General features: G+C 41.1%; 17 protein-coding genes. 9 read left to right on the forward strand and 8 right to left on the reverse strand.

All coding sequences use genetic code 11. The features are described 5' to 3' along the window. Nucleotides 1-84: 84 nt before the first annotated feature. The 6 genes from QLG01_RS00600 to QLG01_RS00625 all read left to right on the forward strand — a co-directional run bounded on the left by QLG01_RS00600 (nucleotide 85) and on the right by QLG01_RS00625 (nucleotide 7,843). Nucleotides 85-3,258, forward strand: a complete 3,174-nt coding sequence (locus tag QLG01_RS00600; RefSeq protein WP_282495604.1) for a TonB-dependent receptor — start codon at nucleotides 85-87, stop codon at nucleotides 3,256-3,258. Between the two features lie 191 nt (nucleotides 3,259-3,449). Continuing rightward, nucleotides 3,450-4,241 (forward strand): Slam-dependent surface lipoprotein, encoded by a 792-nt coding sequence (locus QLG01_RS00605; RefSeq protein ID WP_002041986.1) that lies wholly within the window; start codon nucleotides 3,450-3,452, stop codon nucleotides 4,239-4,241. Between the two features lie 103 nt (nucleotides 4,242-4,344). Continuing rightward, the gene (locus tag QLG01_RS00610) at nucleotides 4,345-5,811 is read left to right on the forward strand and encodes a porin family protein (protein ID WP_282495708.1); all 1,467 of its coding nucleotides are present in this window, start codon (nucleotides 4,345-4,347) and stop codon (nucleotides 5,809-5,811) included. Nucleotides 5,812-5,821: 10 nt separating this feature from the next. Beyond that, a complete protein-coding gene (locus QLG01_RS00615) occupies nucleotides 5,822-6,742 on the forward strand; it encodes an energy transducer TonB (RefSeq protein WP_282495605.1) in 921 nt (306 codons plus the stop codon). Between the two features lie 32 nt (nucleotides 6,743-6,774). Next, nucleotides 6,775-7,374: a biliverdin-producing heme oxygenase gene (locus QLG01_RS00620; RefSeq protein ID WP_282495606.1), complete on the forward strand. Its 600-nt coding sequence runs from the start codon at nucleotides 6,775-6,777 to the stop codon at nucleotides 7,372-7,374. Nucleotides 7,375-7,402: 28 nt separating this feature from the next. Beyond that, the gene (locus QLG01_RS00625) at nucleotides 7,403-7,843 is read left to right on the forward strand and encodes a YbaN family protein (protein WP_005303220.1); all 441 of its coding nucleotides are present in this window, start codon (nucleotides 7,403-7,405) and stop codon (nucleotides 7,841-7,843) included. Between the two features lie 5 nt (nucleotides 7,844-7,848). Here QLG01_RS00625 and QLG01_RS00630 read toward each other — a convergent pair whose 3' ends face one another. After that, nucleotides 7,849-8,124: a hypothetical protein gene (locus tag QLG01_RS00630; protein WP_013198670.1), complete on the reverse strand. Its 276-nt coding sequence runs from the start codon at nucleotides 8,122-8,124 to the stop codon at nucleotides 7,849-7,851. A gap of 321 nt (nucleotides 8,125-8,445) precedes the next feature. Here QLG01_RS00630 and QLG01_RS00635 point away from each other — a divergent pair, with 321 nt between their 5' ends. Together QLG01_RS00635 and QLG01_RS00640 are read left to right on the forward strand one after the other, a co-directional pair. Next, complete coding sequence (locus QLG01_RS00635) at nucleotides 8,446-9,153, forward strand: YoaK family protein (protein WP_151987128.1); 708 nt, start codon at nucleotides 8,446-8,448, stop codon at nucleotides 9,151-9,153. 148 nt (nucleotides 9,154-9,301) lie between these two features. Next, nucleotides 9,302-11,215 (forward strand): alpha/beta fold hydrolase, encoded by a 1,914-nt coding sequence (locus QLG01_RS00640; protein ID WP_282495607.1) that lies wholly within the window; start codon nucleotides 9,302-9,304, stop codon nucleotides 11,213-11,215. Nucleotides 11,216-11,270: 55 nt separating this feature from the next. Here the strand turns inward: QLG01_RS00640 and QLG01_RS00645 are convergent, their stop codons facing one another. From QLG01_RS00645 to betI, 7 genes are all read right to left on the reverse strand, one after another. Beyond that, nucleotides 11,271-12,605: a basic amino acid/polyamine antiporter gene (locus QLG01_RS00645; protein ID WP_282495608.1), complete on the reverse strand. Its 1,335-nt coding sequence runs from the start codon at nucleotides 12,603-12,605 to the stop codon at nucleotides 11,271-11,273. Between the two features lie 5 nt (nucleotides 12,606-12,610). Then, nucleotides 12,611-13,489, reverse strand: a complete 879-nt coding sequence (locus QLG01_RS00650) for a homocysteine S-methyltransferase family protein (protein ID WP_282495609.1) — start codon at nucleotides 13,487-13,489, stop codon at nucleotides 12,611-12,613. Between the two features lie 216 nt (nucleotides 13,490-13,705). Then, nucleotides 13,706-14,176: a hypothetical protein gene (locus QLG01_RS00655; protein WP_282495610.1), complete on the reverse strand. Its 471-nt coding sequence runs from the start codon at nucleotides 14,174-14,176 to the stop codon at nucleotides 13,706-13,708. A gap of 91 nt (nucleotides 14,177-14,267) precedes the next feature. Beyond that, nucleotides 14,268-15,908: a malate dehydrogenase (quinone) gene (gene mqo, locus QLG01_RS00660; protein WP_199945221.1), complete on the reverse strand. Its 1,641-nt coding sequence runs from the start codon at nucleotides 15,906-15,908 to the stop codon at nucleotides 14,268-14,270. A gap of 510 nt (nucleotides 15,909-16,418) precedes the next feature. Beyond that, nucleotides 16,419-18,077, reverse strand: coding sequence for a choline dehydrogenase (gene betA / locus QLG01_RS00665; protein ID WP_199945223.1), 1,659 nt, complete (start codon nucleotides 18,075-18,077; stop codon nucleotides 16,419-16,421). Nucleotides 18,078-18,172: 95 nt separating this feature from the next. Continuing rightward, the gene (betB, locus tag QLG01_RS00670) at nucleotides 18,173-19,645 is read right to left on the reverse strand and encodes a betaine-aldehyde dehydrogenase (protein ID WP_282495611.1); all 1,473 of its coding nucleotides are present in this window, start codon (nucleotides 19,643-19,645) and stop codon (nucleotides 18,173-18,175) included. Beyond that, complete coding sequence (gene betI / locus QLG01_RS00675; RefSeq protein ID WP_005303239.1) at nucleotides 19,638-20,261, reverse strand: transcriptional regulator BetI; 624 nt, start codon at nucleotides 20,259-20,261, stop codon at nucleotides 19,638-19,640. Before betI ends, betB begins: the two co-directional genes overlap by 8 nt. 265 nt (nucleotides 20,262-20,526) lie before the next feature. On the opposite strand from betI, the gene QLG01_RS00680 reads away from it, so the two are divergent. Continuing rightward, on the forward strand, nucleotides 20,527-22,149 hold the full coding sequence (locus tag QLG01_RS00680; protein ID WP_250374675.1) for a BCCT family transporter: 1,623 nt from the start codon (nucleotides 20,527-20,529) through the stop codon (nucleotides 22,147-22,149). Nucleotides 22,150-22,252: the final 103 nt, after the last annotated feature.

The raw sequence follows: 22,252 nt of genomic DNA on the forward strand, positions 1-22,252 counted from the left end.
TCATAGTAAGTAGAAGCAATAAATATGGATCATTTTAATTTGTTGTATTGAATGATTCTTATTACGATTTGCTGGGGCGGGCAAATGAAAAAAGCGGGAACGGGGCAAAAGCGGAATCGATCGATTTTTCGATTCTCAACACTGGCGTTTGCCATACATGCTGTGTCGATGGGTGGGTTAGTTACACTCTCTTTGCAGCAGGCCTATGCAGAAACAGCTGGAGTTAAAAGCTATAACATTCCTGCCGGCCGTCTTGCTAACGTACTGAATCAGTTTGCCGAACAATCGGGTACTTCAATTGCAATGGATGCTCAGCAACTCCAAGGGTTGCATAGCCTAGGCTTAAAAGGCAATTTTGCTGTCGAGCAAGGTTTTGAGCAGCTTTTAAAATCAACCGAATTTAATGCTGTAAAAGTTGGGCAGGGCTACACACTCAGCAAAAAATCTACACCACGGGTAAGTTCATCTAAGATTCAGGCCGCTAGCCTCCCGCCAAGTAGTGCCGTAATTGAAGAAGACGCATCGGTACGACTCACGCCAATTGTGGTGTACGGCAAAGAAGACCGTGACACAGAAGGCTATAACAAAGTTTATGACGCAAACCGTTCTTCGGTTTATGCGGGCAAAGACTATGTCGAACGCTTTAAAGGAACCAACCCAGCCGATGTTTTACAAGGCATGGTGGGAGTCTATAGCGGCGATGCCCGCAACAGTGGCGCACTCGACCCAAGTGTACGTGGTGTGCAGGGTGTTGGTCGTGTGCCTTTAACCATTGATGGCACCGAACAGTCGATTGCCGTATGGCGTGGTTACAACGGGGTAAACAACCGAAACTATATCGACCCCAATCTCATTGCGGGCATTGAAGTCATTAAAGGCCCATCTTTAGAGCGCAATACCACAACTTCTGTTGGCGGCGGTGTAGTCGTTAAAACGCTAGAGGCCGATGACATTGTTCGTCCGGGTAAGTCTTTTGGTGCCGAGTTAAAAGTAGAAGGCTCAACCAACTCAATTGATCCGTCTTTGCCAGACATGAGCAAAGTAGGCCAAAACTACGATGACACAACGCCTTGGATCGACATGAACGGGGCAAAATACGACCCCGATATTTATAAAAAGAACCGTACCAGAAGTGATAACTCTCATTTTTCGGGCGATGACTTAGCGGGTCGACTGGCAATTGCCACCAAGCAAGATAAATTCGATTTACTGGCAGTTTATGCAGTACGTGAGCGCGGCAATTATTTTTCAGGGACACATGGCGCGGGCTACTATAAACGAGCGACACCGGACAGTAGTCTCGATTTTATTCCTTACTTTGCCTATGCCTATCAACCGGGTGATGAAGTTCCCAACACTTCAAGTCATATGGAGTCATGGTTATTAAAAGGGACCTATCGCCCAACTGATAGCCAGACTCTTAAACTGACTTACCGAGATACCAAAAATATTTTTGGTGAAATTATGCCGTCCCGTATTGTTTGGGGTATTACGCCTGACTTGGGTGTTCCGCAGTGGCCTTTAAGCAATATTCACTCTAAAGCCTATAGCCTCGAATATAAGTTTAAGTCTGAGAATAATCGCTGGGTTGATTTCTATGCCAACATTTGGCAAACCGACACCGAAAGCCAGACCTACACACGTGGCGGGTGGCCAACCACAATCGATTTTCGAGATAACACCATTATTAACACGGCAATAAGCCATTCTGACAATACACGTAAAGGCATTACGGTCAGTAATAAAACCCGTTTATTAGACCAGCTTGATTTGACGCTCGGTGGAAGTTTCTTAAAAGAAAAACTAACGTCTGACGATATATATGGCGAATTTGGCCCAAGTTATTCGCTCTATCAGGCACTGCCACGAGCAGGGCGCCGTGAGGAAAAAACGTTCGACTTTAATTTTAATTATCGACCCCTGTCCTGGTTAAGTTTTGATGCGGGCATGCGTTATCGTTCGTATTGGGCTATTGATGACTTTTTAAATAAGTCTCTGCAGAGCGAGATTGACCCGAGTTTAAATCCGCTGTTTACCAAAAAAAGTAGGCTTAAAGAATATACCTTTGAATATCAGACCATGCCTGAGAGTTATACCTCGACTCAGCAGCGTTTAATCAATGTTTTAAAACAACGCTATGCCACAAAAAATCCTGAGTGGGATGGGCAGCTCGATACTGTACCTGCATCAGAGAGCACTTTGTATAACATGATCTGGTCACAGAAAAATACGCTGAGCTGGAAAGCAGATGCAAATGGGCAATTGTCGCTTGCCGATAATCCTTTAAATCAGCTCAATGCCTCTGGACAAAAGTACGTCGTAACTGGCGGGAACTTTATGTCGGTGGTAGACCAAGTTCCGGTTGAGTCGGCCGACAAAGTTAAAGATAGCGGCTGGGCACCGCAGTTAGGTGCCTCAATTCACCTCACGCCAAACAGCAGAATCTATGCACGCTATGCAGAGGAATATCGCTTACCAAGTTTGTTTGAAAGCACTGTCGGTTTTTCTGCGATGTTGCCATATCAAGCAATCAAACCTGAACACGCTTTTAACTACGAAGTGGGTTATGTCTATGACATGCGTGATTGGTTCAGCACAGCGCGCAATGCTGACATTAAGCTCGCCTATTACTACAACAAAACCAAAAATGTGATTGAGCGTGACCAGAACCTTATTTTTACCAATATGGATGAGCAAAAGCTGTCAGGTCTAGAATTACAAAGCCGTTTTGATAATGGCGGTTTTTTCACAGATTTGAGCGTGGCTTATAACTTAAAAAATGAAGTGTGTGACACCAATAGCGCCATTAACAAAATGATTTTAGGCGGTACGGTTCAAACCGAGCAGGGCCTTGAGTTCCGTGAACCGTATCAGCGCTGTGTCGATGATGGTTTCCCAAATGGCTACTTAGTAACAATGGCTACACCTGAACTGAGTTTCCACGGTTTGCTTGGCGCACGCTTGTTCGATGAAAAGTTAGAGCTCGGTGCACGCGCAACATTCTATAAAGCTTATGAAAGCCCGCTACGAAAAAACAATGATGCTAGCGTCAATAAAGGCTATTACCTCAATGTGCCTTTGGCTTGGGATGACACGTGGATTTTTGATGCTTATGCGCGTTATCAGGTCGATGACTACAACACGGTTGAGTTTGTCGGCAGTAATCTTTCTAACCAGTTTTATATCGATCCTTTAACTCGTAGTGCCATGGCCGCACCCGGCCGAACGATGAAAATTAGTTGGACCACTAAATTTTAAACAGAATTTGATTCCCTCTACACATACATAAAAGGGGAGTCAGGTAACGGTAAATAATAAGATTGAATGATTATTATTTACAGAAAAACGAGTAGGTTTGCAGCTGGGCCTACTCAATAAACTAAAAATAGCGAAATCGTTATTTTAAATTAAACAATAACTTAGTTTTAAAAAAGATGGAGTAACAACAAATGAAAATCTCTCAATTGTTCTTGGGTCTCGTTGCTTGTTCAACTGCATTTGCTTATGCAGGTATTGATGGTATTTCGAGTAATGAAAGTAACATCAAAATCGGTGCTGCTGCCAATGCAAGCCATCCGGGTGGTGTAGCAGCGGTGTCGGTTCAAGCTGCGGGTGCACCATATAACGCTTTTACAGGTTTTAGTTCATTAAAAGGTTTGGCTCAGGCTTTTGCTGCTCAGGGAACGAGTAATACCAATGTAACGGTTGGCAGCAAAACCTTTAATATTTCGCATATTCCAGTGTCTGCAATGCCACCTTCACACAGTGCATTAGGTAATTTTAACTTTGGTCAGGTGGGCACACAGGAAGTCTATTTTGGTGAATGGTGGAAAGCGGGCGACACGCCAGCAAGCGCGAGCCATACCGTTTACTACGCGGGTGATAACACCAATACCACGGTTCCAACTGCGGGTACTGCAACCTATACCGTTGCAGGGATTAACGGTTCTGGAAGCAATCTGTTAAGTGGTACGTTCACGGCAAATTATGGTGCGGGTACACTTGAAGGAACGCTTACCGGAACAGGTACGGCTGTTTCATCATTAAGCCTAGATGGTGTGGCATTTAACCCGGGTACTGCTGCCTTTGCAGGTTTGGCAACGGCTAACGGTACGGCTGGTGTCGACAACTCTGGTGTGGTTCAAGGTCAATTCTTCGGTGCAAATGCTTCGGCTTTAGCGGGTATTGCCCAGTTTGATAACGTGTCTTACAACACTGCTTTTGGCGGTGCTAAAAATTAATGAATACAAAAGGAATCTACATACGTAGGTTCCTTTTGTTTTTTGGGCTTTTGCTTGGTTGCTTCAGGTTTATTGTTTTATGAAACGAACGCTTTTGTGCTGTCTGACATTGTTGAGTTGTCCATTTTTATATGCCGACGAAGACACACAGCTTCGTCTCAATCAAAGCTTGGACCAAACACTTTTACAAGAACAGCGACAGTTTCACGAGCAGGGAACCATTCGTAGTACCGAGCAATTACCTAAACTTCAAATTAATGGACAAGAATACAGTGTTGAGCAAAATCCGAATGATCTTGCCAAGGCGTTATATTTGGCAGTCATGCAAAAACAGTGGCTCAAAGCCACGGTTTATTTAGAACATTATAAAAAATATGTTGGCTATGATCGGGCTTTAACCGACTTTGCCGAAGGGGCAGTTGCACGTTCTCAGGGTCAACTGAAATTGGCTGAACAAAAATTTCAAAGCAGCCTAAAACAACAACCTCATAATTTAATTTGTGAACTTGAGTTAGCGCGCGTGCTGTTTGAACAACAGAAGAATAAGGAAGCAGCACGCCTTTTTATTTCCATTCAAGACAAACTGAAACAAAGTGACCCTGCGGTAATCCCGTCTGGTGTTTTAACCACAGTGAATACCTTTGTTCAGGCACTAAAAAAACGAGACTCTTGGCAAGGCTCTGTTTCAGCGGGTTATACCTATGTCAGTAATTTAAATAGTTCGTCTGAACAGAGCAAAACATGGATGAGTTATCAGACAGATAAGGACGGTAAGATTATTGGGTCTCAGAAAGTTACTCGTGATAGTCCTAAAGCTGTGTCAGCAACGGGCTTAGACTACGAAGCCAGTCTGATTAAACGCTATGCGATTAAAGGGCATCATGGCGTGGCTTTACGTGCGCTGGCGTTTGGACAGTCCTATAACGACCATGCGGCATTTAATGAATCTACCATTAACATTAATGCAGGCTATAGCTACTTTGACTTAAAAAATCAAATTGGGGTGAGTCCGCTTTTTGAACATAAACGTTATGGCAACGATGGTCTTTATAATACGTGGGGGGCGCGTGCCGAGTGGATGCATTTTATCTCGGCAGATAAAGCCTTTAAGCTTGAAGCTGAAAGAAAAGATTTTAATTATCAGAAATATAAAAGCTTTGATGGTATAGAAAATTCAGCTTTTGCCACTTTCTGGAAGATTTTTCCAGACCAGTGGACTGTTTTTGGTGGTCTAGATGTAGTTGACCATTCTGCACAAGAAAAATATGTAGCTGCCTACGAACAGCAAGGCGTACGATTAGGCTTAAGCAAATCTTGGAGCACAGGATTTAACACCACTTTGTTAAGTTCTTACCGTTGGCGTCAGTTTGACAAATACGCTGTAAGTTACTTAGCTCGTCGTCATGATTTTGAACAGAACTATACCTTTGTTGTGCAAATGCCACGCTTTGAGTTTTATGGCATGACACCCAATTTAACCTATCGCTATAACCAAAATAAAAGCAATGTCGATTGGCTGTATTCCTACGATAAACACAACATTAGTCTCAAGCTTGAGCATCGTTTTTAGGGAATAAGTCATGAAATCAAAATCTTTATTCCCTACACATAAGCCGATGGTGATGTTGCCTTTACCACAAGGGCCGAAGCATTTTTATAAGTGCTTAACCGTAGTTGTGGTGATTGGTCTGCATGTGTTTGCTGTCTGGATGCTGAGTCATTTAATTGAACCTTATACTTTTCAAGCAACCCCCAAAGTAGATGCATTAAAAGTAAGTTTTGTGTCATTGGCGCCTGCTAAAAAGCCATCGCATGAAAAGACTGAAAGCCAACCTGAAAAAAGTGTAACGCCTCAATCTACATTAAACAGTTCGGTATCTTCAGTACCTGAAGAATCAAAACACTCGCCTACAAATGTTCAAACATTAGCGTCAAAAACTGCCTTTAAAGAGGTCGTGCAAAATAATTTAAATGACAAACAGCAAGCACAACCAAAAACGACTTTAAATAATTTAGCTTCGTCTCAAACAGCGCAGCCTACAGAAAGGCGAGTGGCTCCTATAGATAAACAACTGGGTTCGACAGACCTTGAACAAACGCAAACTGAGCATTTGCCACAAAACACCAATAGCGAAACCAAAAGTGGCGGCGTCAAAACACCAACAACGCAGCAAGAGTATTCCAAAGCACCGAGCACTCAAGTTGAACACGATGACGTTGTTCAGGTGAGTAGCGTGGATGTGCTGAGTTTTGGCGGGCTTGACTACGATGACCGCGAGTTAAAACAGCAAAATCGTTTGGTTGAGCTTCGGATTCGCATTAATGAAAAAGGGCAGCCGATTGACATCCAATTACGTCAAAGCTCAGGCATTCAAAGCCTTGATGAACGGGTCATGCAAGCTACACGTAAATCCAGATTTAAACCCCACAAAATTAACGGTCGAGCCGTGACCATTGTTGTGGATTTTCCAGTCCAACTCAAACTCAATCGGGGCCGTTAACCGATGAGTAATATCTATTTTGCAGGAGAAAGATGATGAATTCATCTACAGAACAAATCATTAGCAACAGTTTGTCTTTACGTTTGAAACAAGAAACTGCTGCTGAACACGAACGTATGCATCAATTAATGTCAGAGGCAAAGGTATTTTCAAGTAAAGAAAAATACGCGCAATTTACGTTGTCTCAATATTACTTTCAGCGTGAAATTGAACATCTTTTTGAAAAAGAGGGTGTGGCAGGACTGATTCCAGACCTCGACATTCGTGGCCGCTCAAAACAAGCACTTGCCGATTTAAATGATTTGGGTATTCAACCTAACGAACAGCAGTTACAGAGTGAAAACGTACAGCTACCCGAAGCTTTAGGCTGGATTTATGTATCTGAGGGTTCAACTTTAGGGGCTGCATTTTTATTTAAAGAAGCTCAAAAGCATTTGGGTTTTTCTGAAACGTTTGCTGCGCGTAATTTAGCTGCCTATCCCGAAGGGCGCGCTAAAGTCTGGAAACGTTTTGTACAAGCACTTGATGAAACTGGCTTTGACCAAACCCAGCAAGACCGAGTCGTTCAAGGGGCGTTAGATGCTTTTGGATATTTTGGTCAAGCGCTTGTTCAGCTTGATGAATTGAAATAATAAAAAGTGGATAAAGGGAATACCCGATATGGACAAACTCAATCAAGTAAATGTGATCGTAAAACATGAGCAGTCGTTAGCACCCGCTCAACCAGTCAGTAAGCTTGCCCGTTCTGTTTGGGCGCGTTGGGTGTTTATTGGTTTAGCTTGGTTGTGTATTGCGCTTGGCATATTGGGTATTTTTATTCCGGGTTTACCCACCGTTGATTTTATAATTTTGGCTGTGTTCTTTGCGGCTCGAGGCTCTGAAAAACTTCATCAATGGTTTCGAAATCATCGTTATATCGGTCCACTCATTCGCGAGTGGCAAGAACATCGGCGTATTCCTAAAAAAGCAAAATATATCTCGACGTTGAGTATGAGTTTGGCTGCGGGGCTTATGATTTGGACGATTCCACATCCGTGGTTTGTTTATCCGGCAATTTTATGTATGGCGGGGGTATTGGTGTGGATGTGGCTTAAAAAATGAAAGAATTATGATTGGCACTGTTGCATAGTACGCTTCATGGTTTTTACAAAATCACGCGGTACTTCAGGGCTTTGTAAACTTAAACTGCCAAGTTTATGCATGAGTTTAGGGGAATATTGACGCTCTAAACGATGATAAATACATGTACAACTTGCACGGCTATGACCTGCTGCCATACATTTTAAATAGAAATCACGTTGAGCATTATTTTTTTGACCCGCGAAGGCAATAGATGCAAATAATAATCCACCTAGAAAAACTGAAAAATTATAAAGTGACATATATCTACTCTTGGTTGTTGTTTTTCATTATCCATATCTTGGCATAACTTTTTCAGGTTCAAAACCAATTGATATCAACTTGCGGCTTCATCATAGTTATAACAGTTTTAGAGGTCAAATTGATTTGAAGTTGAGAACCGTTTATTGTTTTAAAAACACTCAATTTTAATTGTTGCCATTTTAAAGACAGTGTTGCGACATTACGCACCCTATTTTTTTACATCGTTTTTTGCTTTCATAAACACTTTAGTATTACTCATTTTTAAATCATTTATATACAACTTACTTGTTTTAAAATTCTAATTTAACAGGATATTTTATATGGCAGATACCCCAATTCAAAAAGAGACAGAAAGTACCTGGGCAATATGTCGAGATCCTGTTTTGTTGACTATGGTGGGTGGGGCAATTGATACCATAGGTTTTATTGCGCTGTTTGGTTTTTTTACTGCGCATGTTACGGGAAACTTAGTATTGGCAGGTGCTGCATGGGTTAAAGGCGGCGCTGGCATATGGATTAAGCTTGCTGCTATTCCGCTATTTATTTTGACAGTGGTGATCACCAAACTGTTAATTGACCGTAGTCAGGTCAAGCACAAAACACTGTCTTATTTATTTTTATTTGAAGCTATTTTTCTATGTGCCTTTATGGTGGCAGGGCTTTACTTCGAGCCATTTAAAAATCCAGATGCACTAACAGTTGCAGTAACAGGCGGGTTGGGTTTAATTGCTTTAGCTATTCGTAATACTTCCAGCAAAACCCTCATTAAAAATATTAGCCCAAGTACCATGATGACAGGCAATACCACGCAGCTTGGTATTGATATTGCTAACCTACTTAAAAACAATAACGCGGCCAATCGAGCAAGTTTTCTAAAAAGTGCCAGTATTGTGATTGGTTTTGTAATTGGTGCTTTCTTGGGAGCGATACTCTATGTCTATTTTGACTTCTGGAGTGTAGCGCCGTTTATCTTACCCATTTTGTATTTCTCTTATTTAGCTTCACAGCAAAAGTTCAACCAAGCTTGATTGAACTCACCAAGAATAGGCCTGAATGAAATGTAATTCAGGCTTTTTTTCGCAATAAAGGAAAACGGAAGCTGAGCTGAAATTGTTCGTTCATTGCTTTACAGGCATAATGACCTAATGGGGAATACATTCGATTAAGGAATGCAGAATGACAAAGTCTTACCATTATTCAATGATAACAATAATGGCTTTGCTCAGTGGCTGTCAGGTCATTAATTTAAAAGAAAGTAATTTAAGTAATGCTTTAAAAAGTAAGAATGAAAGTATTCTGACTGACGGCACCTTAAGCCATCAAACCCAAAACTTACTGTATTTAGTTAAAAAAGACGAAAAATCTTGTCTGCAAAATTTTGATGATTGTTTAAATAAAATTCAGAGTTTGTCCGAAAATAGCAGCCGAGAAGAACGTTATGCTGCGCTCAGTGAAATTTACTTAGCTAAGGCTTTAGATGTTGGGCGTAGCAGCCAGTGTAATGCCATCAATAAAAGTAGTAGTTGCATTGAGCAAGAGTTAGCTTTGTTCGATAAAAGCTTGCGCTATAGCTATGTGTATTTATTCGACTCTGAAGAGTCGCCGTTTGATCGGGTATTTGACCATCGCCAAAATCAGGTGCGTATTTTTTACAACGTCGCTTTATCGAAGTTAATGACCACGTATTTTAATCATTTAAATACGCATCGTTTTCCACCGCTGCTGAAAGCAGATGGGCATGAGTACCACGTCAATTTTGACCATGCCGTAGATGTACAAAAAATTGAAGTCGATACTTTTCGCTCAAGCTATAACATGAACTTCTCTGGCTTTAATACCGTTAACCGTAAGGATGGTTTAGGGGCAGAGTTTATTGTCGGGCGTAAAGAAAATGATGTAAATCACGGCTTCATTTTAGACCCCGATGCTTTTTATGCTCACCAGAATAATCCGAACATCCATTTACCACGCTTCTTTCCAGTCACTGCTATTGCTTACCCAAAACAAAAAGCGACAGCAGATCAGGTTATTGCTGGAGCAGATTTAGAAATTGCGATGTTTGATCCATATCGACAAGACCGCGTAAAGGTTGAAGGTGTGGACTATCCGCTTACTGCAAACTATTCGGCGCCTTATGGGCTTTGGTTGTCGAAATATAATTTAGGTGCAGCAGGTTATTGGTCCTTAATTAATAAAGAAACCAATTTGATCATGCCGCATTTATATATGCTGGAACCCTTTAACCCCAATAAAAAAATCATTGTATTTATTCATGGCTTGGCAAGTAGCCCAGAGGCGTGGGTGAGTCTAACCAATGACATTATGGGCGATGCCGAATTAAGGAATAATTATCAAGTTTGGCAGGTGTTTTATTCAACCAATATGCCGATTTTTGAAAGCCGTTTTCAGATTTATTCATTGTTGAATCAAGCTTTTCAAAATGTGGCTAAAGATAGCTATGCTGCACACGATGCAGTGCTGGTTGGACATAGTATGGGCGGAGTGATTAGCCGCCTATTGGTAAGCGATGCCGATGTTTCAGAGCAAGCCATGCAAAAAATGAATGAAGCCCAGCTAAACCGTTTAAAAGAAAATCCTGTGGTGCTAGAGCGTTTTCAATTCAAAGCGTTGCCTTATTTTAAGCGGGTTGTTTTTGTTTCGGCACCGCATCATGGCACTGACTATGCTGACCGATGGTTTACCCAAATTGCGCGCCGTGTTATTCGTTTGCCAGCTGATTTCTTTATTGCGGTCGAAATGAGAGATGAGAAAAATACAAAACTCAGAAAAGGTTTAATTGAAAATGGAGCGAGTAATTTAAGTCGTTCTTCTAGCTTTATGCAGCTTACGCAAGCCATTCAGCCTTCGTCCAGTGTGGTCTATCACTCGATTATGGGCAATATTAATGGTACGACTGATAAGTTAAAAAGCAGTGATGGGATTGTGCCATATCAAAGTTCACATTTAGGTGGTGAACAGTCGGAACTGATGATTAAGGGCGGGCATTCAATTCAAACTACCCCAGAGGCGATTTTAGAATTACGCCGTATTTTACGATTGCATTTAAAGCAGTCACAGCCTTTAAAATAGAATTTTTTATTTTTAGAAAACCACTGCTGAAATGACTCAACAGTGGTTGAAATGATTAATTAAGCTGATTTTGTTTGAGCGATTTTTTATGCTCAAAATAGCTGATTGAAAAAATAATCAAGCCGACCAAATACAACACTACAGACAGAAGTAATAAATCTAATCCTGCTGCATAGAGCAACCAAAGCGCATAGATTGAAGCGACACTGGCAATGGCAATATGCGGCGTGCGTTTGTGGCGAATGGATTCTTTAAGATAAAAAGCCGACACCAGAAAATAAGGCAGCAAAATCATCACCGATGAAATTAATAAAAGCTGGGTGTAGTTTTTGTTGAAAAAATACACCGCAATCAATGCACCTTGTACGACAATGGTGGTTAGCCAAAGTGATGAAATGGGTACATTGTTTTGATTGTTCTTTAAAAATAATTTCGGGAATGCACCATTTTTCGCAGCCAAATATGGAATTTCAGTGGCGAATAAAGTCCAGCTTAAATAAGACGAAGAAACTGAAATAATAAGCCCGATGGTAATAACGATAGTGCCCGGTAAACCGATCAGTTGCTGCAAGATGGTTGCCATTGATGGGTTGTGCATGCCAGCAAGGGCCTCACGACTCACCACGCCATAGGCCAATACGGTGACCATGACGTAAAAACTTAATGCTAGCAAAACACCTAAAATGGTCGCTTTACCAATGTCATGACGTTTTTTCGCACGCGATGATAAAACCACAGCACCTTCAATACCGGTAAATACCCAAAGGGTAATCAACATCAGGTCTTTCACTTGCTGCCAAAGTGGCACTTTTAAAGAGAAGTCATTTAAGTTGAGTTTGAACAAATCAAACTTAAAGGCAATAAATGTGAAAAAGATAAAGACTACCATTGGAATGATTTTGGCAATCGTTGCCAGTAAATTCACAATCGCAGCTTCTTTAATACCTCGGCTTACTAACCAGTGCACCAGCCATACAAAAATGCTTGAACCAATCAGAGAGTAGAGCGTATTGCCTTCACCAAAAATAATATGGTCTTTGCTATCGGTAAACATGCCGACGCCTGAAAAGGCAATCACCACATAGCCGACAATACCAATAGTGGTACACAACCAATAACCCCACGCCGAGCAAAACCCAATCAGGTCTCCAAAACCTTCCCGCGCATAGTTATAAATACCACCGTCAAGGTCTGGTCGTTGACGCGTTAAATGTAATAGCGAGAGAGCCAAGAAAATAATGCCGACCCCAGTAATGAGCCATGCAACAAGAAGGGCAGAGCCGTTAGCGACTTGAGCCATATTTTGGGGTAGGCTAAATACGCCTGACCCCACCATAGAACTAAAGACCAGCGCTGTAAGAGACAATAGTCCAATTTTGGCAGCAGACATGGTATTTATTCTTTAAAAAATTGAGAAAGTTCAGCAATATGTTCTGGACCAATGCCACAGCAACCGCCGACTAGACTTGCACCTGCGTTCTGCCATTGTTTAGCAAAACCAAGATAAGCTGGAGCATCTAGGTCTTTACGAATTTCATCCAGACCATCGTTGGCAGTAGCGCTTTCATCTTGCGGTGGGAAAGCGTTGGCATAAGCACCAATCTGCACTGACTCTGGAATGAGTCCTTTAATTTCTTTAATTGCTTGCAAGATCACTTCAGGTTGGCAGCAGTTAAACAACACTGCTTTTGCATTTGATTGTTTGATGAAATCCGCCACTTGTTGCATGTTTTCACCTGAACGAAGTAACGCTTGTTCTTGTTTAATTTCATCTTGAAGGGTAAATGACACCCAATAGTCTTTACCATCTTTTGGTAATAGCGCATGCACTGTTTCGACTTCTTTTAAGCACGATTGAGTTTCAGCGAGCCAAAAATCAACCTCTGGTGCCAATGTGTTAATGATTGGCTCAGCAAGGTTTTTAGCTTGTTCAGGTTGAAACAAGTCTGCACGGTAAGAGCCAAATAACGGCGGTAAGCAGCCTGCGATTTTGACATTTTTGCCGCTTTCTTTAACTGCATTTTTTGCTTGTTCGATTGCAACTTGAATTAAACGCACGCCGTCAGTTTCAAAGCGTTCTTGTCCGATATGAAAAGGCACAACAGCGTAGTTGTTAGTCGTAATGACTTCTGAACCTGCGTTAATAAAATCGAGATGTACTTCTTTTACTGTTTCTGGTGCTTCAATCAGTGCAAGAGCAGACCATTCTGGTTGACGAAACGGAGCGCCACGACGGGCCAATTCACGGCCTAAACCGCCATCTAAAATCTTCATAAATTACAACATAAAGGGAGAAAAAATATTTGATTAATCTAGCGTGTAGATGAGCCGTGTTCAATCGCGAATATGCTCGATATATTTCTAAATAAATTAGATTGTTATGAATATTTTTTCTTAAAAGGATTTCTGTAGATGATGTTCAGTTTTACTGATGAACTTCATATGAAAAAGAACACGTATTTAATTGAAAATATAGAATAAAAAATAATCTTACAACGCGCCAAATTGTTGCCAGCTTTCGCCTGTGTGCTGAGTTTGATAATAGGCTTGAAGTTGTTCAAGCTGGGTAAAGTGTATGCTGCACCAAATCAATAAACTGATGAATATTAAAACTTTATATACATTGCGAGTTTTATCTGGTGCTGTGAATGCTAATAGAACAAAAAACAGAGCAGGTAAAAATATAAAGAACTGAACAGGAGAGAAAAATAAATGAGCAGTACTGAAATATAACGCGGCTGCGCTCATCAGCACATTTAAAACAGAACATAGTTTTTGATATTTGCCGAGCTTAAATACATAAGCAGTGATGGTAAGTAACACCGCTGAGCTAACATAAATCGCTGTACCACCAATCATCCACATATAAAACCCACTTATCAAAAGATAAGCCAGTAGCAAAACAAGTACGAGCTTAAAACAAAATGACAAGAGGCGAGGTGATGAGTTTAAAGGCGTCATAGCAAATCTAAATATCTCAAGTGAGGGCTTAAAAAACAAAAGGACGAATCGAAATTCATCCTTTTGATATTTTATTTATACATCGTCAAACTTAGTTTGCTTTTGCAACTGGGGCAGCAGCAGTTTCATCGTTTGCAGCTTTGAACGGAGATGTATAGTTCAAGCCAAGCGTAGAACTTGTGTACTGACGAACTTTGTCGAGTAACACAGGGTCTTTGCTTAAGTCTTGTTTGTAAGACACTACAATTTCATGAAGCTTCTGATTCCACTTACCTTCAGTTTGCTGAGGGAACGCTTTTTCAAGTAAGTTAAGCATGATGTATGGAGAAGTCGAAGCACCCGGAGACGCACCTAACAATGCAGTTACAGCACCATCTTTAGACGCAAAGATTTCTGTACCGAATTGAAGCGTTGCTGGTTTACCCGGCTCTTTTTTGATGATCTGAACACGTTGACCACCTTGGCTTAAACGCCAGTCTTCAGCTTTCGCATCTGGGTAGTATTTACGAAGTTCATTTAGACGATCTTCATCTGACATCATTACTTGGCTCACCAAGTATTTAACAAGATCAAGGTTTTCCAAGCCAACAGTGGTCATTGGTAAAACGTTGTTTTTGTTGGTTGATGCAAGTAAATCAAGCTGAGAACCATTTTTCAGGAACTTGTTTGAATACGTTGCAAATGGTCCAAACAATACATATTTTTTACCGTCGATATAACGTGTATCAATATGTGGTACAGACATTGGAGGAGCACCAAGTTCAGCACGGCCATAAACTTTTGCTGTGTGTTGAGCAGTAATTGCTGGGTTATCAGTAATTAAGAACTCACCACCAACAGGGAAGCCAGCATATTGTTTCGCTTCTGGTAAACCAGTAAGTTGCAATAATTTAACTGCTGCACCACCTGCACCAATAAATACAAAACGTGTTTTAACGTGGTCTACTTTACCAGTTTTCAAATTTTTGAAAGACACAGTCCAAGTTTTGTCATCATTTTGGCTGATGCCAGTCACTTCAGTTGAAGTCTGTAATTTGAAATTCGGGTTTTGATCTAAACGATTCACTAATTGTTTAGTGATAGAACCATAGTTTACGTCAGAGCCAACATCCATACGAGTTGCTGCAACTTTTTGACTAGGGTCACGATCGTTCATGACTAAAGGTGCCCATTGTTTAATCACAGCTGGGTCTTCAGTAAATTTCATGCCTTTGAACAACGGGCTTTGAATCATTGCAGCATAACGTTTTTCTAAGAATTGAACGTTATCGCCCCAAACGAAAGCAATGTGCGGAACTGGGTTAATGAATGATTTAGGTTCAGCTAAAACACCTTGTTTTACCTGATATGACCAGAACTGTTTTGCTACTTCAAATTGAGAAGCAACTTTTTCAGCTTTGGCAATTTCCATCTTACCGTTTTTCTCTTCGGTATAGTTCATTTCCATAAAGCCAGAGTGGCCTGTTCCGGCATTGTTAAAGCCGTTTGAACTTTCTTGAGCAACTTGGTCAAGACGTTCGTACATACGAATTTGCCAGTTTGGTTCAAGCTCAGTGAAATAAGTACCAAGAGTAGCACTCATGATGCCGCCGCCAACAAGAACAGCATCAACTACTGGCTCATCTTTTGCAGTTTCAACTTGTTTTGACGTTGTAGGTCTAAACAAGAACGCAATACCTGCAATTAAAATAAGAATGATTAATACCAGAAGGTATTTCAAAAACTTTTTCATGTAAGGGGGACCTTAAAATAAGTTATTTGAGTCACTTAAGGAGTGAGGAAACCTAGACAGCGTATCCAGACAAAATGGATATAAATGCGAAACTGAATTCTCAAAATTAGAGAACTTCGAAAAAAATAAAAAATACTTGGGATTATCGCAAACACTCTATATTTTAGACTAATTTTGCATTGACAAGACAATTTTTATAATAAATGGGGTTCATCAAAATCATAAATATGATTTATATTTAATCAAATTGAGCTTTTATAAGATAGTTTAAGCTAATTGTTTTGTTTTAAGTATTTGAAATTAAAATAATAATATTAATTTGGTTAAAGTTGGACCATTTGAAGAATATTTGCCTATAAAAATAGATTAATTTTTATTTCATGACATATTTATGTAAATAAGCTCCTTACACATGCTTATTTTCTGTCATACATAGTTCTTATTAATATTGGCTCAATGAATATGAAATTAAGGGCATATCTCTACATAAGAAATATGCCCTTTAAGGTTTTATGATGCTACATAGAACGGTGCAGTTGAACGTGGTAATGCTTCACGTCCACGAATCTGGTCTGCAATTTTCTCGGCAATCATAATGGTGGTTGCATTTAAGTTACCGGTAATAATCAGCGGCATAATTGAGGCATCAACTACGCGCAAACCATTCATACCATGTACGCGGCCTTGACCATCTACGACAGCCATTTCGTCTTCACCCATCTTACAGCTACAAGATGGATGGTAAGCGGTTTCTGCATGGTTACGAACAAAGTCATCAAGCTCTGCATCAGTTTGCAAATGTTTGCCCGGGCTAATTTCTTCACCACGATATGGATCAAGTGCAGGTTGCTGCATGATTTCACGTGTAATACGAATCGCATCACGGAACTCACGCCAGTCTTGTTCAGTCGACATGTAGTTAAACAAGATACTTGGATGCTCAAACGGATCTTTTGATTTCAGTCTAATACGACCACGTGAAGGTGAGCGCATTGAACCTACGTGTGCTTGGAAACCATGCTCTTTCACTGCATTACTGCCGTTGTAGTTAATAGCAACTGGCAAGAAATGGTACTGAATGTTTGGCCATTTGAACTCGTCCGAACTACGGATAAATCCACCTGCTTCAAACTGGTTACTTGCGCCAATACCTGTACCGTTAAATAACCACTCGGCACCAATCGCAGGTTGGTTATACCATTTCAAGGCAGGGTATAAAGAAACGGGTTGCTTACATTTATACTGTAAGTACATTTCCAAATGGTCTTGCAGATTTTCACCTACACCCGGCAAATCATGAACGACATCAATGTCCATTGATTTTAAGAAATTGCTTTCGCCAACACCCGAGCGCTGTAAAATTTGTGGTGAAGCAATTGCACCTGCACACAGTAACACTTCTCGTTTAACCAAGGCGCGTTGCAAGTTGTTTTGATCAGCGCCAATAATGTATTCAACACCAATTGCTTGCTTTTGATTAAACAAGATTTTATTGGTCGTGGCATGAGTCAAAATAGTCAGGTTTGGACGACCTTTTGCCATATCCAAATAACCACGTGCGGTACTTGAGCGGCGACCTTTTGGGGTAACTGTACGGTCCATTGGACCAAAGCCTTCTTGTTGGTAACCATTTAAGTCGTCAGTACGTGGGTAACCTGCTTGTACACCAGCTTCAACCATGGCATGGAACAAGACATTGTTGCCATTTTTAGGCGTAGCTACTGATACAGGGCCATTGCCGCCATGATAGTCATTTTCACCAATGTCACGGGTTTCGGCTTTTTTGTAGTAAGGCAAACAGTCGGCATAAGACCAGTTTTCAAGGCCTTTATGAGTTGCCCATTGCTCTAAATCCATTGCGTTACCGCGGATATAGCACATGCCATTAATTAAAGATGAGCCACCTAAACCTTTACCACGACCACATTCCATACGACGGTTATTCATGTGCGGTTCAGGGTCGGTTAAATAAGCCCAGTTATAGCGACGACCTTGAAGAGGGTAGGCCAAAGCTGCTGGCATTTGTGTACGGAAATCCAAGCGATAATCCGGGCCACCCGCTTCTAAGAGTAAAACGGTAGTATCTTTGTCTTCGGTTAGACGCGCAGCAAGTACATTTCCGGCAGATCCTGCGCCAATAATAATGTAATCATATTCTTTAATATTCATAACTATCCTTTTTTTACTAACAGTTTGCCTGAGCAATCTATAAAGACTGCTCGGCATATGTGATTTAGGTTGAAGTGTTTAGAGCGATTGAGGCATTAAAAAATGCTTTGATAATCGCCAAGTTCAACTTGAATAGATTTGATACGGGTATAGTGCCCAAGTGTGGTTAAGCCATTTTCACGGCCCACGCCAGATTGTTTGTAGCCACCCACTGGCATTTCGGCAGGCGATTCGCCCCAAGTGTTAATCCAGCAAATACCAGCTTCAATTTGGTGAATAATGCGATGAGCGCGGCTAATGTCTTGAGTAACAACGCCAGCAGCTAAACCAAAGGTCGTGTCGTTGGCACGACGGATGGCTTCTTCTTCGGTTTCATAGCTTAAAATGCTCATGACAGGTCCAAAAATTTCTTCTTGGACAATGGCCATTTGGTCGGTGCAGTCGCTAAATACAGTCGGTAGTACATAAGCACCATTGGCAAGTTCGCCTTCTGTTGCGCGGCCACCGCCAATTAACACTTTAGCGCCTTGTTGTTTACCTGACTCAATGAAAGACAACACTTTTTCCATGTGCGGGAAACTAGTGAGTGGTCCGAAGTTTGTGTCTTCAGCCATTGGGTCGCCAATGCGAATCCGTTTTACACGCTCTACAACCGCTTTTTCAAAGTCGGCTAAACGTGATTTTGGAACAAATACGCGTGTACCATTGGTACATACCTGACCTGAGCTAAAGAAGTTCGCCATGACTGCAATATCTGCTGCGCGGTTAAGGTCGGCATCTTCACAAATAATCAGTGGTGATTTCCCACCAAGTTCCATGGTCACTTCTTTAAGCGTAGAGCCCGCAGCGCTTGCCATGACTTTTTTGCCAGTTTCTACACCACCTGTGAATGAAATTTTTTCAATCACGGGATGTTCAGTGAGCCACTGACCAATTTCACGACCAGCACCTTGCACCACGTTAAATACGCCGTCTGGTAAGCCAGCTTCAGTATAGATTTCTGCAAGTTTAAATGCAGTAAGTGGAGTGGTTTCACTTGGTTTGAAAATCATGGCATTGCCGGCAGCAAGGGCAGGGGCAGATTTCCATAGAGCAATTTGAATTGGATAGTTCCAAGCCCCAATACCAGCAACCACGCCTAAAGGTTCACGGCGTGTATAAAAGAAACTTGATTCGCGAAGCGGAACTTGGTCACCCTGAATGGCGGTTGCAAGTCCTGCATAATATTCGAGTACATCTGCGCCAGTCACGATGTCGACGGTAGATGTTTCGCTAAAAGCTTTGCCTGTGTCGAGTGTTTCAAGACGGGCAAGCTCATCATTACGTTCACGAAGAATATCGACAGCACGGCGTAAAATACGTGAACGCTCCATGGCAGTCATGGCAGCCCAGATTTTTTGTCCTTGTTGAGCACTTTGTACAGCAGCTTCAATATCTTGTTCAGAAGCTTGTTGAAGAGTCGCGATTGTCTCGCCGTTGGCAGGGTTAATACTATTAAATGTTTTTCCACTGGTTGCGTTAACGTAGCGTCCATGGATATACAGTTGATGAACTTGTGCATCACTCATTTTGTCTCTCCTGCAAAGGCTTGTTCGCAAATTGAACTTGCGTTTGTACATAATCGTAAGCAATGGAACGGGCAAGATTGCTGTCAAATTCGTTATGACGGCTTAAACTGCCTCGTAACCATAATCCATCAATCAATGCTGCCAACCCTCTAGCGGCAACACTGGCCTGTTGTTCATTCATTAGCTTGAGGAAATAAAACTTCAAGTTAGAGTACAGGCGTTGATCATTAATCTTTTGCAAGCGGCTTAAGTCTGGTACATGCATACTCGCTGACCAAAAGTCTAACCAGACCCGCATTGCTTTTTCATTAACCTGACTAATGTCAAAGTTCGAGTCGATAATGGCCTTAATTTGGCTCTCTGGATGCGAATCTGCTTCTGCTCTGTACTGTTCGGTTTTACGACGCAGAACATTTAACATTTCTTGCATACAGGTATTTATCAACCCTTGTTTGTCGCCAAAATAATGGCTGACAATGCCGGTCGACAGCTCGGCTTTTTTTGCAATTTGAGCAATGGTGGTATTGGATAACCCCACTTCATAAATTACGTCGAGTGCGGCATTCATAATTTCTTCACGTCGCACGTGCTCTGGTTTTACTCTGCGTTTTGTCATGTTTTTCCACATCAGCACTTTTAGTGGTGCTTTAAATTCAGCATGTTAACTTGCAGAGCATCATAGCACTTTTTTTATCATACTTGTTATTGATTGAACGTTCAATCAATAACAAGTATGATATGTAAAAATCAATGAATTTTTGAAGATTAGCACGAGGAATAAAGCGCTAAAATCAAAGATTCTTAAGGATAGGATGATGCGCATAAGTACATTACTTATCACGTTATTTTGAGAAAATACACCGATTGCAAGGAGCAATAAGATGGTGTTGAAAAGTGATAAATATTCTTCAGACCATATTCGGTTAAATCGTTTTGTATTTTGGAGTTCAGCCGTCAGTATTGGCATTTTTGGCCTACTTTTTGTGCTGTTTCCAGAAAAAAGTCAGTTTTGGCTGACCTATGTACAAGAGCAGGTAAATCACTTTTTTGGGTGGTATTACATGTTGGTTATTGTGCTGTGCTTGGGCTTTGTCGCTTGGCTCGCTTTTTCAAAAGTAGGGCAGATTCCATTAGGAAAAGACGACGACAAACCTGAGTTTAGCTATTTGGCTTGGACTTCAATGTTGTTCTCGGCAGGGATTGGTATTGCACTACTTTATTATGGTGTTGCTGAACCTGTTGATCATTTCTTAAGACCGCCAGAAGGTGAGTCAGGAACCATTCAGGCAGCCCGCAATGCCATGACTTATAGCTTTTTGCATTGGGGCATCCATGGCTGGGTACTCTATGCATTGCTCGGAGTCACTTTAGGTTATTTTGCTTTCAGACAAAATTTACCACTAGCTTTGCGTTCAGCGCTTTACCCAATTTTTGGCGAGCGAGTCCATGGCTTGGTCGGTGATTTCGTGGATGGTTTTGGAATTTTAGCGACGGTTATTTCCTTGGTCACCAACTTGGGAATCGGAGCATTGGTGCTGGTATCCGGCATTTGTTATTTACTTCCGCAAATTCCTAATAACTCAGTGACATTAATTGCTGCTGTTCTCATCATGATGAGTGTTGCCACGATCACGACAGTGGTTGGCATTGAAAAAGGTTTGGCATGGTTATCGCGTATTAATTTACGTCTACTGTATGCCTTACTTTTATTTGTATTTTTAACAGGCCCTACAAACCATTTATTAAATGGTCTTGTACAGAATATGGGAGATTATCTAAGCAATTTTATTGGTAAAAGCTTTGATATGTATTTATACAATCAAAAAGCCAGTGGCTGGCTAGGTTCGTGGACCGTATTTTATTGGGCTTGGTGGATTGCATGGGCACCTTTTGTCGGCATGTTTATTGCGCGTATTTCAAAAGGACGTACGATTCGCGAGGTTGTTTTAGGTGTATGCCTGATTCCACTCGGTTTTACATTGGCTTGGATCTCGGTTTTTGGAAATACTGCCATTTATTTTATTTTGAACCAGAAACAGAAAGTTTTGGGTGATATGGTTTTAACTGATCCGGCATTATCTTTATTTAAGTTACTCGAATATCTGCCGTTTAATCCGTATGTTGCTGGCATTGTTGTTGTAATTTGTTTCGTTTTATTTTTGACACCAGTTGGCTCTGGTACACTAATGATCGCTAATTTGTCCTCAAAAGGGGGCACCAATGATAGTGATTCACCGATCTGGTTACGCGTTTTTTGGTCTGTGGTAATTACCATTGTAAGTATTGGCTTACTTTTAGCCGGTAGTTTTAACTCCATGCAAAGTGCTGTGGTGTTATGTGGTTTACCATTTTCAGTCATTATTTTGCTCTATATGTTTGGTTTAGCCAAAGCGTTAAAGCAAGATGATTTTGACCCTCAATTAGTGAAAAAACAGTTAGCTGTTTCAAAAGACATTTCGGTTCCGTCGAATTGTGACCAGAATAAAGTGACTGAGGTTTTATAACCTCAACCGATCACATCTATATATTATTTTTTGCGTTTAAAGTCGTCTTTTCATTGTTTTAAATAAGAGTGAAAAGACGAAATTAAATATTTTGTTTTTATTT

The sequence above is a fragment of the Acinetobacter sp. V89_4 genome (genome assembly GCF_029967875.1).
GTDB classification, from domain to species: domain Bacteria; phylum Pseudomonadota; class Gammaproteobacteria; order Pseudomonadales; family Moraxellaceae; genus Acinetobacter; species Acinetobacter oleivorans.

What these genes read in the sequence shown, in the direction of transcription:
- betI (WP_005303239.1), bottom strand. Translation starts at nt 20,261, where the DNA reads ATGACAAAACGCAGAGTAAAACCAGAGCACGTGCGACGTGAAGAAATT.
- QLG01_RS00625 (WP_005303220.1), top strand. Translation starts at nt 7,403, where the DNA reads ATGGACAAACTCAATCAAGTAAATGTGATCGTAAAACATGAGCAGTCG.
- QLG01_RS00645 (WP_282495608.1), bottom strand. Translation starts at nt 12,605, where the DNA reads ATGTCTGCTGCCAAAATTGGACTATTGTCTCTTACAGCGCTGGTCTTT.
- QLG01_RS00655 (WP_282495610.1), bottom strand. Translation starts at nt 14,176, where the DNA reads ATGACGCCTTTAAACTCATCACCTCGCCTCTTGTCATTTTGTTTTAAG.
- QLG01_RS00600 (WP_282495604.1), top strand. Translation starts at nt 85, where the DNA reads ATGAAAAAAGCGGGAACGGGGCAAAAGCGGAATCGATCGATTTTTCGA.
- QLG01_RS00680 (WP_250374675.1), top strand. Translation starts at nt 20,527, where the DNA reads ATGGTGTTGAAAAGTGATAAATATTCTTCAGACCATATTCGGTTAAAT.
- QLG01_RS00635 (WP_151987128.1), top strand. Translation starts at nt 8,446, where the DNA reads ATGGCAGATACCCCAATTCAAAAAGAGACAGAAAGTACCTGGGCAATA.
- betB (WP_282495611.1), bottom strand. Translation starts at nt 19,645, where the DNA reads ATGAGTGATGCACAAGTTCATCAACTGTATATCCATGGACGCTACGTT.
- QLG01_RS00630 (WP_013198670.1), bottom strand. Translation starts at nt 8,124, where the DNA reads ATGTCACTTTATAATTTTTCAGTTTTTCTAGGTGGATTATTATTTGCA.
- mqo (WP_199945221.1), bottom strand. Translation starts at nt 15,908, where the DNA reads ATGAAAAAGTTTTTGAAATACCTTCTGGTATTAATCATTCTTATTTTA.
- QLG01_RS00650 (WP_282495609.1), bottom strand. Translation starts at nt 13,489, where the DNA reads ATGAAGATTTTAGATGGCGGTTTAGGCCGTGAATTGGCCCGTCGTGGC.
- QLG01_RS00640 (WP_282495607.1), top strand. Translation starts at nt 9,302, where the DNA reads ATGACAAAGTCTTACCATTATTCAATGATAACAATAATGGCTTTGCTC.
- betA (WP_199945223.1), bottom strand. Translation starts at nt 18,077, where the DNA reads ATGAATATTAAAGAATATGATTACATTATTATTGGCGCAGGATCTGCC.
- QLG01_RS00605 (WP_002041986.1), top strand. Translation starts at nt 3,450, where the DNA reads ATGAAAATCTCTCAATTGTTCTTGGGTCTCGTTGCTTGTTCAACTGCA.
- QLG01_RS00615 (WP_282495605.1), top strand. Translation starts at nt 5,822, where the DNA reads ATGAAATCAAAATCTTTATTCCCTACACATAAGCCGATGGTGATGTTG.
- QLG01_RS00620 (WP_282495606.1), top strand. Translation starts at nt 6,775, where the DNA reads ATGATGAATTCATCTACAGAACAAATCATTAGCAACAGTTTGTCTTTA.